We start from the raw sequence: 15,349 nt of genomic DNA, 5'->3' as shown, positions 1-15,349 counted from the left end.
ATAAAAAAACGCCGCTGGCTGCGAGAGCCAACGGCGTTTTTTCAGATCGGCAATCCGCTTAAACGGTATGCAGGTACCAGTTGTACTCAAGGTCGGAGATGGAGTGTTCGAACTCCTCCAGCTCGCTCTCTTTACAGGCGACAAAAATGTCGATGTATTTCGGATCGATGTACTTGGCCATGACTTCGCTGTCGTCCAGCTCACGCAATGCATCACGCAAGTTGTTTGGCAGGCTTTGCTCGTTCTGCTCGTAGGAGTTGCCTTCCACGGGTGCGCCCGGCTCGATCTTGTTGGTCAGACCGTGATGTACACCGGCCAAAACAGAAGCCATCAACAGATACGGGTTGGCGTCGGCGCCGGCGACACGGTGTTCGATGCGCACGGCATCGGAGGAACCGGTCGGTACGCGGATGGCCACGGTACGGTTGTCCAGGCCCCAGCACGGCGAGTTCGGCACGTAGAACTGTGCGCCGAAACGACGGTAGGAGTTGACGTTCGGGCAGAGGAAAGCCATCTGCGCCGGCAGGGTCTCGAGCACACCGCCGATCGCGTGACGCAGTGCGGCGTTCTGCTCGGGATCCTCGCTGGCAAAAATGTTTTTGCCATCTTTATCAAGAATCGAGATGTGGACGTGCAGACCGTTACCCGCCTGGCCTGGGTAAGGCTTGGCCATGAAGGTGGTGTCCATCTCATGGTCGTAGGCGATGTTTTTAATCAGACGCTTGAGCAGGACCGCATAGTCGCAGGCCTTGATCGGGTCGGCCACGTGGTGCAGGTTCACTTCGAACTGTGCCGGGGCACTTTCCTTGACGATCGCGTCGGCAGGGATGCCTTGCTCTTTCGCACCTTCCAGAATGTCCTGGAGGCAGTCGACGTATTCGTCGAGGTCGTCGATCAGGTAGACCTGTGTCGAATGCGGGCGTTTGCCGGAGATCGGCGAGCGCGGCGGTTGTGGGCGGCCGTTCACGTTCTCCTGGTCGATCAGGTAGAACTCCAGTTCGAACGCAGCGCAGATGGTCAGGCCCATCTCGTCGAACTTGGCTACGACTTGTCGCAGGACTTCGCGCGGGTCGGCGAAGAAAGGATCACCTTCGAGTTCGTGCATGGTCATCAGCAGTTGCGCGGTCGGGCGCTTCTGCCAGGGCTCATTGCACAGGGTGTCGGGGATTGGATAGCAGATTCGGTCAGCATCGCCGATGTCCAGGCCCAGGCCGGTGCTTTCCACCGTCGAGCCATTGATATCCAGAGCAAATAGAGAGGCCGGCAGGTTGATGCCTTTCTCGTAAACCTTGTGGAGGCTGGTGCGTTCAATGCGCTTGCCGCGCACCACACCATTCATATCCGCAATCAGAAGGTCAACGTACAGAACCTCAGGATGTTCCTTAAGGAACGCGTTCGCTTCGTTAAGCTGAACGGCACGCGGGGGTACCGACATGATGCAACACCTTTGTTGTTAAAAATATCAATCATTGATCTCTTCGGATTCCAGTCAACCCGAACGGCATGCCGAAGTCAAGCGAGGCCTTTTTTGCCCTAAAAAAGCACTCGCGGGGCTTTTTTGAGGCACTTTGGGGCGTTTTTTTGCCTTCAGTCGTCTTGGCGCCCGCGAGCTTGAGCGGGCCGTGTTGTATTTTTTACGGGGGTGTTGTGTAAAAAAATGAACAAGGCTAAGCTCGATTTAAACCCATAACAGCAATAATACCGGGGTGCTTCATGTCTCGCCTGCCGTTAATCGGCGTCACCGCCTGCTCAAAGCAGATCGGTCTGCATGCTTATCACATCAGTGGCGACAAATACGTACGCGCCGTGGCTTCAGCTGCCAAGGGCCTGCCGTTGATTCTTCCATCCCTGGCGGATCAGCTGGCGCCGTCCGAAATTCTGGACGCTCTGGACGGCATTCTCTTTACAGGCTCTCCTTCTAATATAGAACCGTTTCACTATAACGGCCCGGCCAGTGCGCCAGGTACTGCTCATGACTCTGCACGCGATGCCACCACTCTCCCGCTGATCCGCGCCGCTGTCGAGGCCGGTGTTCCCGTGCTCGGCATTTGCCGCGGCTTCCAGGAAATGAATGTGGCGTTCGGCGGCAGTCTGCATCAGAAGGTTCACGAGGCCGGTCCGTTCATGGATCACCGTGAAGACGACAGCCTGCCGCTGGAAGGGCAGTACGCGCCAAGTCACCCGGTGCACGTTCAGCCAGGCGGTGTACTTGCCAGGCTGGGCCTGAAGAGCGAGATTCAAGTCAATTCGATTCATGGTCAGGGTATTGAGCGTCTGGCGCCTGGCCTTCGTGTGGAAGCGGTGGCACCCGACGGGTTGATCGAAGCCGTCTCTGTTATCGAAGGCAAGGCTTTTACTTTAGGTGTGCAATGGCATCCCGAATGGCAGGTAAGCTTGAATCCTGACTACCTTGCGATCTTCCAGGCATTTGGCGATGCCTGCCGCAAGCACGCTCTACAACGCGACGCCGATGCGTCAAACAACGCCTGACTTATAAGAGTCAGGAAACTCAGCCTAAGAGGCATTTATGAGTAACAACCTCGACCAGCTCACCGATTGGTTGAAAGACCACAAGATCACAGAAGTCGAATGCATGATTGGCGACCTGACCGGCATCACCCGGGGCAAGATCTCGCCGACCAACAAGTTCATTGCCGAAAAAGGCATGCGCCTGCCCGAAAGCGTTCTGTTGCAGACCGTGACTGGCGACTATGTCGAAGACGACATCTATTACGAACTGCTCGACCCGGCCGACATCGACATGATCTGCCGCCCCGACCAGAACGCTGTGTTCCTGGTGCCTTGGGCCATCGAGCCCACCGCCATCGTGATCCACGATACCTACGACAAGCAGGGCAATCCGATCGAGCTGTCGCCGCGCAACGTGCTCAAGAAGGTGTTGAAGCTCTACGCCGACCACGGCTGGCAGCCGATCGTGGCGCCGGAAATGGAGTTTTACCTCACCAAGCGCAGCGATGACCCGGACTACCCGCTGCAACCGCCGATTGGCCGCTCCGGTCGCCCGGAAACCGGTCGCCAGTCGTTCTCCATTGAAGCGGCGAACGAATTCGATCCGTTATTCGAAGACGTCTACGACTGGTGTGAACTGCAGGAACTGGACCTCGACACGCTGATCCACGAGGACGGCACGGCACAGATGGAAATCAACTTCCGTCATGGCGATGCCCTGTCCCTGGCCGACCAGATTCTGGTGTTCAAACGCACCATGCGTGAAGCCGCGCTCAAGCACAACGTGGCGGCAACCTTCATGGCCAAACCCATGACCGGCGAGCCGGGCAGCGCCATGCACTTGCACCAGAGCATCATCAGCATCGAGACCGGCAAAAACGTTTTCTCCAATGAAGACGGGACCATGAGCCAGTTGTTTCTCAATCACATCGGCGGCTTGCAGAAATTCATTCCTGAGCTGCTGCCGCTGTTCGCCCCCAACGTCAATTCGTTCCGCCGCTTCCTGCCGGATACCTCGGCACCGGTGAACGTGGAGTGGGGCGAAGAGAACCGCACCGTGGGCCTGCGAGTTCCGGATGCCGGGCCGCAGAACCGTCGGGTGGAAAACCGTCTGCCGGGTGCCGATGCCAACCCATACCTGGCTATCGCTGCCAGCCTGTTGTGCGGGCTGATTGGCATGGTCGAAGGGCATAACCCGAGTGCTCCGGTCGTGGGTCGTGGTTACGAGCGGCGCAACCTGCGCTTGCCATTGACCATCGAAGACGCCCTGGAACGGATGGAAAACAGCAAGACCATCGAAAAATACCTGGGCAAGAAATTCATCACGGGCTACGTCGCGGTCAAGCGGGCCGAGCATGAAAACTTCAAGCGCGTGATCAGTTCGTGGGAGCGGGAGTTCCTGCTCTTCGCCGTCTGATGCGCCGGGCGCGGCTGTAAATCGCCGCGCCTTCACTGGAATCCAAGGAGAATTCGCATGACCAGCAACAACCCGCAAACCCGTGAGTGGCAAACCCTGAGCAGCGATCACCACCTGGCCCCGTTCAGCGACTTCAAACAGCTGAAAGAGAAAGGCCCGCGGATCATCACCAGCGCCAAGGGCGTTTACCTCTGGGACAGCGAAGGCAACAAGATCCTCGACGGCATGGCCGGCCTGTGGTGCGTCGCGATCGGCTACGGTCGCGATGAGCTGGCCGATGCCGCCAGCAAACAGATGCGCGAACTGCCTTATTACAACCTGTTCTTCCAGACCGCTCACCCGCCGGTGCTGGAGCTGGCCAAGGTCATCGCCGACGTTGCGCCTGAAGGCATGAATCATGTGTTCTTCACCGGTTCCGGCTCCGAAGGCAACGACACCATGCTGCGGATGGTTCGCCATTACTGGGCGATCAAAGGCCAGCCGAAGAAGAAAGTCATCATCAGTCGCAAGAACGGTTATCACGGTTCCACCGTGGCCGGCGCGAGCCTGGGTGGCATGACGTACATGCACGAACAGGGCGACTTGCCGATCCCGGGCATCGTCCACATCGCACAGCCGTACTGGTTCGGCGAAGGCGGTGACATGACCCCGGACGAGTTCGGTATCTGGGCGGCCAATCAGCTGGAAGAGAAGATTCTGGAAGTCGGCGTCGACAACGTCGGAGCCTTTATTGCCGAGCCGATCCAGGGCGCCGGCGGCGTGATCATCCCGCCAGACAGCTACTGGCCACGCATCAAGGAAATCCTCGCCAAGTACGACATTCTGTTCGTCGCCGACGAAGTGATCTGCGGTTTCGGCCGTACCGGCGAGTGGTTCGGCAGCGATTTCTACGACCTCAAACCCGACATGATGACCATCGCCAAGGGCCTGACGTCCGGCTACATCCCGATGGGCGGTCTGATCGTGCATGACGACGTGGTCGAGGTGCTCAACGAAGGGGGTGATTTCAACCACGGTTTCACCTATTCCGGGCACCCGGTGGCCGCTGCGGTAGCGCTGGAAAACATCCGCATCTTGCGCGATGAGAAAATTGTCGAGCGCGTGCGCACAGAAACGGCACCTTATTTGCAAAAGCGTCTACGGGAACTGAGCGATCACCCGTTGGTGGGGGAAGTGCGTGGAGTCGGTCTGTTGGGGGCCATCGAACTGGTTCAGGACAAAGCCACCCGCAAACGTTACGAAGGCAAGGGCGTTGGCATGATCTGCCGCACGTTCTGCTTCGAAAACGGCCTGATCATGCGCGCCGTCGGCGACACCATGATCATTGCTCCGCCACTGGTGATTACACCGGCTGAAATCGACGAGTTGGTGACCAAGGCGCGCAAGTGCCTGGACCTGACCCTGAGTGCGTTGCAGGGCTAAGTGCTAGGCTCTGAGCGAGGTGCAATGTTTGCACTTCGTTCCGTGCAAACAAAGGATGGGTCTTTCCTTGAAAGCCAGCCTTGGATCTTGCCAGACTAACGGTTGTTCGGATGCCCGTTAACCGGCCACTGAGCACGTGGTTAAAAAGAAAAATTGGAGCATTACCCATGAAGGCATTAGGTATGAAGATAGCTGGCAAGACCCTCCTCGCCATGTCCCTGATGGGCGTGATGGCGGGCGCCGTTCAGGCCGACAACAAAGTGCTGCACGTGTACAACTGGTCCGATTACATCGCGCCGGATACCGTCAAGAAGTTCGAGGCCGAGTCGGGTATCAAAGTTGTCTACGACGTGTTCGACAGTAACGAAACCCTTGAAGCCAAGTTGCTGGCAGGCAAGTCCGGCTATGACATCGTCGTGCCGTCGAACAACTTCCTGGCCAAGCAGATCAAGGCCGGCGTTTACCAGAAGCTGGACAAGTCCAAGCTGCCTAACTGGAAAAACCTGAACCCGGATCTGCTTAAAGCAGTATCGGTAAGCGACCCGGGTAACGAACACGCGTTTCCTTACATGTGGGGTTCGATCGGTATCGGTTTCAACCCTGACAAGGTCAAGGCTGCACTGGGTGCCGATGCGCCGACCAACTCCTGGGACTTGCTGTTCAAACCTGAAAACGCTGCCAAGTTGAAGTCGTGCGGTATCAGCTTCCTCGATTCGCCAACCGAGATGATTCCGGTGGCGTTGCATTACCTGGGCTATCCAACCGACACCCAGGACAAGAAACAACTGGCTGAAGCCGAAGCGCTGTTCCTGAAGATTCGTCCTTCGGTGGGCTACTTCCACTCGTCCAAGTACATCTCCGACCTGGCCAATGGCAACATCTGCGTCGCCGTGGGTTACTCGGGTGACATCTACCAGGCCAAGGCGCGCGCCGCTGAAGCCGGTGACAAGGTGAAAGTCAGCTACAACATTCCCAAAGAAGGTGCCGGCAGCTTCTACGACATGGTCGCCATCCCTAAAGATGCCGAAAACGTCGAAGGCGCCTACAAGTTCATGACCTTCCTGCAGAAGCCGGAAATCATGGCTGAAATCACCAACGCCGTACGTTTCCCGAACGGTAACGCGGCGTCTACCGCACTGGTCGATAAAGAAATCACCAGCGACCCAGGCATCTACCCGCCAGCGGAAGTGTTGGCCAAGCTGTACGCGATTGCCGACTTGCCGGCCGCGACCCAGCGGATCCTGACTCGCAGCTGGACCAAGATCAAATCCGGTAAATAAGTAATAAACCCTGTAGCAGCTGCCGAAGGCTGCATCCAACCGCGCAGCGGTTGCTCTCAAGAACGCGGGAAGGTCCTTCGGACCTTAACGCAGCCTTTGGCAGCTGCTACAGGGTTCTGCATAAAAGTTTTGCTGGAACGGTTTTTCGAGGGTAAGTTGCGCGCCGGTTTTGTTGCCAGGCAGCCATGGCTGTCATGTAACGCGGGGCAACTTGGGCCCAACTAATTTTAGAGGACCTCCACTTGCCTATTTTTTCTTTGTTGCGCAATGCACTGCTGGTCGGTGCCGGGCTGACACTCGCTGTCAGTGTTCAGGCCGCTGGCACAGTGCATATTTATAATTGGTCGGACTACATCGGTGAGACCACTCTGGCCGACTTCCAGAAAGAAACCGGCATCAAGCCGGTATATGACGTATTCGATTCCAACGAAACCCTGGAAGGCAAGTTGCTGGCCGGGCGTACCGGATATGACGTGGTCGTGCCGTCCAACCACTTTCTTGGCAAGCAGATCAAGGCCGGGGCTTTCCAGAAGCTCGATAAATCGAAGCTGACTAACTATTCCAACCTCGACCCGGTACTGCTCAAGCGCCTGGAACAGAACGATCCGGGCAATCAGTACGCCGTACCGTATCTGTGGGGCACCAACGGCATCGGTTACAACGTCGACAAGGTCAAGGCCGTGCTGGGCCTCGACAAGATCGATTCGTGGGATGTGGTGTTCGAGCCGCAGAACATCAAGAAGCTGCACAGCTGTGGCGTGGCGTTCCTCGACTCCGCCGATGAAATGATGCCCACGGTCCTCAACTACATGGGCCTGAACGCCAACAGTACCAACCCTGAAGACTACAAAAAGGCCGAAGCCAAATTGCTGGCGGTGCGGCCTTACGTGACGTATTTCCATTCGTCCAAATACATCGCAGACCTGGCCAATGGTGACATCTGTGTGGCGATCGGTTTCTCCGGCGATATGTTCCAGGCCAAGGCCCGCGCGGCTGAAGCCGGCAAAGGCATGAACATCGCCTACTCGATTCCGAAAGAAGGCGGCGCGCTATGGTTCGACATGCTGGCGATCCCCAAGGATGCGGCCAACGCCAAAGAAGCCCATGCCTTCATCAACTATTTGCTGAAACCCGAGGTGATTGCCAAGGTCAGCGATTCCGTAGGCTACGCCAACCCGAACCCCGGGTCGGACAAACTGATGGAACAGTCCATACGCACCGACGCATCGGTCTATCCACCGCAAGCGGTCCTCGACAAGACATACGTCTCCATCGAGTTGCCACCGAACATTCAACGTTTGATGACGCGCAGCTGGACCAAGGTCAAATCGGGCAAATAGCTTCAAACTATCCAGGTTCGCCACGTTGAGCGAACTGCAAATTCTGTTGGGAGTTTCGTAAATGGCAGTTGCCTCCGGCGCCTATAAGAAAGCCCTCGAGGGCGATCAGACACCTAAACAGGTGCTGGTCAAAATCGACCGGGTCACCAAAAAGTTCGACGAGACGATTGCCGTGGACGACGTGTCCCTGGAAATCAAGAAAGGCGAAATCTTCGCCCTGCTCGGCGGCTCGGGTTCGGGCAAATCCACCTTGCTGCGGATGCTGGCAGGTTTCGAACGGCCCACGGAGGGGCGCATTTACCTCGATGGCGTAGACATCACGGACATGCCGCCGTACGAGCGGCCGATCAACATGATGTTCCAGTCCTACGCCTTGTTCCCGCACATGACCGTGGCGCAGAACATCGCCTTCGGCCTCAAGCAGGACAAGCTTCCCGCCGCTGAAGTCGATGCACGTGTGGCCGACATGCTCAAGCTGGTGCAGATGAGCCAGTACGCCAAGCGCAAACCGCATCAATTGTCCGGTGGCCAGCGTCAGCGTGTGGCGCTGGCGCGTTCTTTGGCCAAGCGACCGAAGCTGTTGCTGCTCGACGAACCGATGGGCGCGCTGGACAAAAAACTGCGCTCGCAAATGCAACTGGAACTGGTCGAGATCATCGAACGGGTTGGCGTGACCTGCGTGATGGTGACCCACGACCAGGAAGAAGCCATGACCATGGCCGAGCGCATCGCGATCATGCACCTGGGCTGGATCGCCCAGATCGGCAGCCCGATCGACATCTACGAAACCCCGACCAGCCGCCTGGTCTGCGAGTTCATCGGCAACGTCAACATCTTTGACGGTGAAGTGATCGACGACGCCGAAGGCCACGCGATCATCACCTGCAAGGACCTGGACCGGCAGATTTATGTGGGCCACGGCATCAGCACTTCGGTGCAGGACAAATCCGTGACCTACGCGATCCGTCCGGAAAAGCTGCTGGTGACGCCGACCATGCCGACCTGCGAATACAACTGGTCCAGCGGCAAAGTGCATGACATCGCCTACCTCGGTGGCCACTCGGTGTTCTACGTCGAACTGCCGAGCGGCAAGATCGTCCAGTCGTTCGTCGCCAACGCTGAGCGCCGTGGCCAGCGGCCGACCTGGGGTGATCAGGTTTACGTGTATTGGGAAGATGACAGCGGCGTGGTACTTCGCTCATGAACCTGCGCAAATTCAAACGCCGGCTCAATCGAATAATTCCCGGTGGCCGTCAGTTGGTCATCGGGGTTCCGTTCATCTGGCTGTTCATGTTCTTCATGTTGCCGTTCTTCATCGTCTTGAAGATCAGCTTCGCCGAAGCCGACGTGGCCATTCCGCCGTACACCGAGATCTACAGCTTCATCGACCAGAAGCTCCAGGTGCTGCTTAACCTGAGCAACTACGCGATGCTGGGCGATGACGAGTTGTACATCGCCGCTTACCTCGGTTCGCTGAAGATGGCGCTGATCAGCACCGTCCTCTGCCTGTTGATCGGCTACCCGATGGCCTACGCCATTGCCAGTGCCCGCAAAGAACTGCAGACGGTGCTGGTGTTGCTGATCATGATGCCGACCTGGACCGCGATCCTGATCCGCGTGTATGCGTGGATGGGCATCCTCAGCAACAACGGCCTGCTTAACGGCTTTTTGATGAGCATGGGCTGGATCGACGAGCCGCTGCAGATCCTCAACACCAACCTCGCGGTTTACATCGGGGTCGTTTACTCCTATCTGCCTTTCATGATCCTGCCGCTCTACGCCAACCTGGTCAAACACGACACCAGCCTGCTGGAAGCCGCGTCGGATCTCGGTTCGAGCACCTTCAACAGTTTCTGGAAGATCACCGTGCCGCTGTCCAAGAACGGCATCATCGCCGGCTGCATGCTGGTGTTCATCCCGGTCGTGGGCGAGTTCGTGATCCCGGAACTGCTCGGCGGTCCGGAAACCCTGATGATTGGTAAGGTGCTCTGGCAAGAGTTCTTCAACAACCGTGACTGGCCGGTGGCATCAGCGCTTGCGGTGGTGATGCTGGCGATCCTGATTGTGCCGATCATTCTGTTCAACCGTAGTCAGGCCAAAGAAATGGAGGGCAAGGAATGAAGCGCTTCCGTTTCTCAAGTTTCATGCTGGTAGCGGGTTTGCTGTTTATCTACGCGCCGATGCTGATCCTGGTGATCTACTCGTTCAACGCCTCGAAACTGGTGACGGTGTGGGGCGGCTGGTCGATCAAGTGGTACGTGGGGTTGATGGACAACACCCAACTGATGGGCTCGGTGGTGCGCTCGCTGGAAATCGCCTGCTACACCGCGATTGCAGCGGTGGCACTGGGGACGCTGGCGGCGTTCGTGCTGACGCGAATCACCCACTTCAAGGGCCGCACGCTGTTCGGTGGCCTGGTCACCGCACCGCTGGTGATGCCGGAAGTGATCACCGGTCTGTCGCTGTTGCTGCTGTTCGTGGCCATGGCGCAGATGATCGGCTGGCCGCAGGAACGCGGCATCGTCACCATCTGGATCGCCCACACCACGTTCTGTGCGGCGTATGTGGCGGTGGTGGTGTCGGCGCGCTTGCGTGAGCTGGACCTGTCCATCGAAGAGGCGGCCATGGACCTGGGCGCACGGCCGTGGAAGGTGTTCTTCCTGATCACCATTCCGATGATCGCGCCGTCGCTGGCGGCGGGCGGGATGATGTCGTTCGCCTTGTCGCTGGATGACCTGGTGCTGGCGAGCTTCGTGTCCGGTCCGGGTTCCACGACCCTGCCGATGGAAGTGTTCTCCGCGGTGCGCCTGGGCGTGAAGCCTGAGATCAACGCCGTGGCCAGCCTGATTTTGCTGGCGGTGTCGCTGGTGACGTTCCTGGTCTGGTACTTCAGCCGTCGTGCCGAAGAGATTCGCAAGCGTGCGATCCAGCAGGCCATCGAGGAAGGCGCCGCCGATTCCTGGAAACAACCGGACGTGCGCCGGGCCCAGGCGCCGGAAGCGGTTTGAGCTTGATGCCGGGTTGACCACGTCTGTGTGGCCAACCACAGATCCAATGTGGGAGCGAGCCTGCTCGCGATAGCATCACCTCGGTTTCCTGCTTGCACCGAGTTGCCTGCATCGCGAGCAGGCTCGCTCCCACAGGATCTGTGGCAGACACAAAATTTATGTTCACTGAAGATCCCTTGTAGGAGCGAGGCCTGCTCGCGATGAGGCCCGCCGTCACACCACAAAATTAATGAGCAGCCCTGGCCGGCAACAGCTTCAAGGTACTACGGGTATTGGCCGTCACTTCTTCATCATTGAAATGCGCCTGGTAGTAAACCCCCTCGATATACGCCTCGGCCTGGTCGTCATAGTGACGGTCGAACGGCACGCCGCTCTGGCCGACCGGGTTGATGGTCAGGCTGTGGGCGGGGTCGGCGAAGTCGATCAGCCGCCGCGTCGACGGGCCGTAAGTCACAGGCCACGGCGCCGTGCCGATCTTCGCCGAGAGGTTGTTTGGCACTTCGTGGGTGCCGGGCGCCGCGAACGGCCCGACGTTGAAGATCCGCTCCAGCGGTTTTTGCGTCCCCAGCGGATGGCCGTGAGTCAAGGTGTGCGCCTTGCCCCACTGCCATTGTGTGGAGTCGTCGCCCAGGGTGGTTTTGAGGTGAGCCATGCTCGCTTGCCAGGCAACCTTGACCGTATCGGCGCGGGTTTCCTTGCCGGGGGTGTTGCGGTTGTCCCACCACGGTGAGTCGGCGGAGGCTGCCAGCCGCGGTAGTGCGGCATCGATCACCCGGGTCGGCAGCAGCGTTTCGAAGAAGTCGTTGCCCAGTTCATCGCGCATCGCCGCGTCGGTGAGGTTGAACAAAAACTGGTTGAACAGCGTGGCACTGATGGAGTCCAGCGGATAATCGCCGCTCCACTGCGTCAGTTGCTCCACGAATTTGAGCTCGGCGGGATCGCTCACCACTTCATGCAGTACCGGTAGCAACGGCGCCAGCAAGCGCGGACCGTAGTCGGTGGTGGTACCCAGTTGCAGCTTCTGGCTGGACTCGTTGTCCCACTTCACGTTCTTGTCGCTGAGCTGACGATTGAGCTGCTGACCGCGATCAGCGAGGTTGTAGTAACCGGGAATTTCCATGCCGGTCGGCGACACCGGTTGGAAGTTGGCCGAGACGATATAGCCCCGCGCGGGGTTCTCTTCCTGTGGGTTGGCGCTGAACGGGTAAAAACCTTCCTTGTCCGCCTGAGGGGTGCTGCCGTCGAGGATGAAACCGGGCTTCACCCCGGCCGGGCGCTTGGGCAGCAGCGCCGAGGCCCACCAACCGATGTCGCCCTTGGCATTGGCGTAGACGATGTTCAGCCCCGGAGCCTGAACCTTGGCCGAGGCGGCGCGGGCCTTGGCCAGGGTGTCGGCGCGGTTGAGCTGGTAGAAGCCGTCGAGGATCGGATTCGGCGTCTCGAGGAAGGCCCACCACATGGCGACCGGCGTTTTGCCGGCGGCAGTGCCGAGCGCATCGTTGATGATCGGGCCGTGGGGCGACTGGCGCAGGGTCAGGGTGACCGGTGACTGGCCTTTGACCGCGATCTGTTGTTCGGTGTTGACCATGTCGACCCACTGGCCGCGATACCAGACCTGGTTCGGGTTGTCCGGGTTGACCTTCTCGGCGATCAGGTCCAGATCGTCGTTCTGGAACATGGTCAGGCTCCAGCCGAAGTCCAGGTTGTGGCCCAGAAACGCAAACGGCACCAGCGCCTGATGGTAACCGTAAAGCTCGAAACCCGGCGCCGACAGGTGCGCTTCGTACCACACCGACGGCGCCGAGAAGCGAATGTGCGGGTCACCGGCCAGCAGTGGCTTGCCGCTTTTGCTGCGGCTGCCGGAAATCACCCAGGCATTGCTGCCTTCGAATTGCGGCAGGCCATTGTCGGCCAATGCCTGCTCACTCAAACGGGCGAGGGCGTTCAGATCCTTCCAGTCATTGGCGGTGAGGGCCGGTGCAGGGTTGGCGCGTCTTTTGGCCAGCACGCCCTTGGGCTGCCAGTCGAGATCAAAGATATTCAGATACTCGGCGCCCAGTTGGTCACGCACGTAAGTCAGCAAGGGTTCGGTGCGAAACGCCGCGGCAAAGCTGTAGGCCATGTAGCCGGCGATGCTGATGCTGTCTTCGGCAGTGAAAGGGCGCTCGGGGATCCCCAGCACATCGAACTCTACCGGCGCAGCGTGGCTGTCCTGATATTGATTGATGCCGTCCAGATAGGCTTGCAGGGCCTTCCAGGCCGGCGACTGACGATCCAGCGCGGCGACGTAGCTTTCAGCCCGCTCGCGGATGCGCAGGCTGCGAAACAGTTTGTCGGTGTCGATCAGTTTCGGGCCGAGGACTTCGGCCAGCTCACCACGGGCCAGGCGCCGCATGGCTTCCATCTGGAACAGTCGGTCCTGGGCATGCACATAGCCAAGGGCGCGGTAGAGGTCGGTTTCGTTTTCGGCACGGATATGTGGCACGCCGCGCACGTCGTAGCGCACGGTCACCGAACCTTGCAGGTGCTGCAATTGCACCTGGCCCTGGCGCGTCGGTTGCTTGCTGTACACATACCAGCCGCCCCCGGCGACGAGTACGACAATCAGCAAGGCAAGTACGGTCAGGACGCGTTTCATGGTGACTCCTTGTTCTTACGGGATTGCCGCCAGTGTGGGCTGCAAACGTGTAGCACAGACCTCCTGTGCCGGGCATCGCGGTCCTGGAAAAGTCAGGAATGCCTTACTTCACCTCAGCAGGCCACGGACAGTAGCAACCCACCGCCAGCGTATGGGTGGCGTTCACCGCCCGGCCTTCATTCAGCGCTTGCAGAATGGGCTCGATAAAACTGTTGCTCGAATTGCAGGTCAGGCCTTCGCTGTACGGCCCGAAATACGCCAGCCTGCCACTGCGGTCCCAGATCGCCACCGCCGGGCTGGCAGGGATCTGTTCGGAACCTGGCAGGACAGTGATGGTTTTAAGGCGACTCAACGTGCCGGGCAATTGACCATGGCTGCCGGGTTTTTGGACCGCATAGAACTCGACGCCCTGCGGTACATACCGCTCGACCAGTTCGGTCAGGTGTTGTTGGTTGCCGACATTGCACGGGCAGGCCGGGTCCCAGAAGTGCACCAGGCGAATGGCGCCGGGGCCGGCAAGTTCGTCTGGCAGGCGCAATGGGTCGCCGGAGAACACCGCAGTGTGCGAGCTGAAGGCACGCAAGTAGCGCCCCTGAAACCAGTCATAGGCGGCCCACAGCACGCCGGCACACACAAGGGCGAGCAGGCTGGCAAGCAATGTGGTGCGGTAGTCCGGGCGCATGGGTTTCAATCCTCGAAGGTCGGCTAGCTTGCCATGCTTGCCGCGACAGATGAATATCGCAGGCCCATAAAGTCAGTTTCGCGCTCTGGAATAGCCCATGTCTGCCACTTTCGACCCCGATCATTTGCGTGCCAGCCTGCGGCCATTGGCCGAGTGGCAGCCGCTGTCGACCGAGGCCATGGCCTATCAGCATTTTTATGGGCTGGATTTCCCCCGGCGAAACCTGCGCAGTGGCCTGGGGCGTTTCGAGGTCGATGGTTATGAAGTGGTCAGCCAGCTCTGGTGGCCCGAACGGGCGAAGGCAACGCTGTTTTTGTTTCACGGTTTCTACGATCACACCGGGCTCTATCGGCATGTGATCGAGTGGGCGCTGGACCAGGGTTTTGCGGTGATCGCCTGTGACCTGCCGGGGCATGGTTTGTCCAGTGGCGAACGGGCGAGCATCAAGGACTTCGCCGAGTATCAGAGCACCCTGCAAGGGCTGTTGGCCGAGGCGCAATCGCTGGGCCTTCCGCAGCCCTGGCACCTGTGCGGGCAAAGCACCGGCGGGGCGATCGTGATTGATCATGTGCTCAATCAGGGCGCGAACAGTCCCGCCCAAGGGCAGGTGATTCTGCTGTCGCCACTGGTGCGGCCGCGAGCCTGGGGTTGGTCGCAGCTCAGTTATTACCTGCTCAAGCCGTTCGTAAAAGGCATCGCCCGGCGTTTCAGCGAGAACTCCAACGACCCCGACTTCCTGACGTTCCTGCAAGCCGATCCACTGCAGCCGCTGCGCCTGCCAACGGCCTGGGTTGGTGCGCTGGGGCGGTGGATCAAGCGTATCGAAGCGGCCCCGAGCAGCCCGCGGCAGCCGCTGATCGTGCAGGGGCAGGCGGACATGACCGTGGATTGGAAGCACAACCTTGATGTCTTGCGGGATAAGTTCGATCGGCCGCAGGTGCTGATGTTGCCCAAGGCGCGGCATCATCTGGCGAATGAGTCAGCGGGATTGCGGCAGGAGTATTTCGGGTTTTTGAGCAAGCGGATGAGTCGTCAGAATCGATGAGGCAAGATCAAAAGATCGCAGCCTTCGGCAGCTCCTACAAAAGCATGC

At 59.0% G+C, this 15,349-nt stretch carries 12 protein-coding genes; 9 read left to right on the top strand and 3 right to left on the bottom strand.

What is annotated here, in order from left to right:
* Window positions 1-58: 58 nt before the first annotated feature.
* Window positions 59-1,435, bottom strand: coding sequence for a glutamine synthetase family protein (locus ACZ89R_RS16460; protein WP_007897683.1), 1,377 nt, complete (start codon window positions 1,433-1,435; stop codon window positions 59-61).
* Between the two features lie 278 nt (window positions 1,436-1,713).
* Between ACZ89R_RS16460 and ACZ89R_RS16455 the strand changes: the two genes are divergently transcribed.
* The 8 genes from ACZ89R_RS16455 (at window position 1,714) to ACZ89R_RS16420 (ending at window position 10,936) form a co-directional block, all read left to right on the top strand.
* Entirely contained in the window at window positions 1,714-2,490 is a 777-nt protein-coding gene (locus ACZ89R_RS16455) for a gamma-glutamyl-gamma-aminobutyrate hydrolase family protein (protein WP_429545216.1), read from the top strand.
* A 37-nt stretch (window positions 2,491-2,527) separates the two neighbouring features.
* Entirely contained in the window at window positions 2,528-3,886 is a 1,359-nt protein-coding gene (locus ACZ89R_RS16450) for a glutamine synthetase family protein (RefSeq protein ID WP_429545217.1), read from the top strand.
* A gap of 57 nt (window positions 3,887-3,943) precedes the next feature.
* Window positions 3,944-5,308, top strand: a complete 1,365-nt coding sequence (locus ACZ89R_RS16445) for an aspartate aminotransferase family protein (protein ID WP_429545218.1) — start codon at window positions 3,944-3,946, stop codon at window positions 5,306-5,308.
* 182 nt (window positions 5,309-5,490) lie between these two features.
* Entirely contained in the window at window positions 5,491-6,588 is a 1,098-nt protein-coding gene (locus ACZ89R_RS16440; RefSeq protein WP_429547847.1) for a polyamine ABC transporter substrate-binding protein, read from the top strand.
* A 242-nt stretch (window positions 6,589-6,830) separates the two neighbouring features.
* On the top strand, window positions 6,831-7,928 hold the full coding sequence (locus tag ACZ89R_RS16435; RefSeq protein ID WP_050682232.1) for a polyamine ABC transporter substrate-binding protein: 1,098 nt from the start codon (window positions 6,831-6,833) through the stop codon (window positions 7,926-7,928).
* A 61-nt stretch (window positions 7,929-7,989) separates the two neighbouring features.
* Window positions 7,990-9,132, top strand: coding sequence for an ABC transporter ATP-binding protein (locus ACZ89R_RS16430; protein ID WP_008067988.1), 1,143 nt, complete (start codon window positions 7,990-7,992; stop codon window positions 9,130-9,132).
* Window positions 9,133-9,167: 35 nt separating this feature from the next.
* Window positions 9,168-10,049, top strand: coding sequence for an ABC transporter permease subunit (locus ACZ89R_RS16425; RefSeq protein ID WP_177319477.1), 882 nt, complete (start codon window positions 9,168-9,170; stop codon window positions 10,047-10,049).
* Window positions 10,046-10,936, top strand: a complete 891-nt coding sequence (locus ACZ89R_RS16420; protein WP_050682234.1) for an ABC transporter permease subunit — start codon at window positions 10,046-10,048, stop codon at window positions 10,934-10,936. The genes ACZ89R_RS16425 and ACZ89R_RS16420 overlap by 4 nt, the downstream gene beginning before the upstream one ends.
* 226 nt (window positions 10,937-11,162) lie before the next feature.
* Here ACZ89R_RS16420 and ACZ89R_RS16415 read toward each other — a convergent pair whose 3' ends face one another.
* Window positions 11,163-13,574: a penicillin acylase family protein gene (locus ACZ89R_RS16415; RefSeq protein WP_429545219.1), complete on the bottom strand. Its 2,412-nt coding sequence runs from the start codon at window positions 13,572-13,574 to the stop codon at window positions 11,163-11,165.
* Between the two features lie 103 nt (window positions 13,575-13,677).
* Window positions 13,678-14,256 carry a DUF6436 domain-containing protein gene (locus ACZ89R_RS16410; RefSeq protein WP_429545220.1) on the bottom strand — a complete coding sequence of 193 codons (579 nt, stop codon included), beginning with the start codon at window positions 14,254-14,256 and terminating at the stop codon, window positions 13,678-13,680.
* A 97-nt stretch (window positions 14,257-14,353) separates the two neighbouring features.
* Here ACZ89R_RS16410 and bipL point away from each other — a divergent pair, with 97 nt between their 5' ends.
* Complete coding sequence (bipL, locus tag ACZ89R_RS16405) at window positions 14,354-15,301, top strand: phospholipase BipL (protein ID WP_429545221.1); 948 nt, start codon at window positions 14,354-14,356, stop codon at window positions 15,299-15,301.
* Window positions 15,302-15,349 lie beyond the last annotated feature (48 nt).

Source organism: Pseudomonas sp. TE3728 (genome assembly GCF_056279145.1).
The sequence above is the reverse complement of the archived record's forward strand: the minus strand, read 5'-3'. Positions and strand labels throughout refer to the sequence as shown.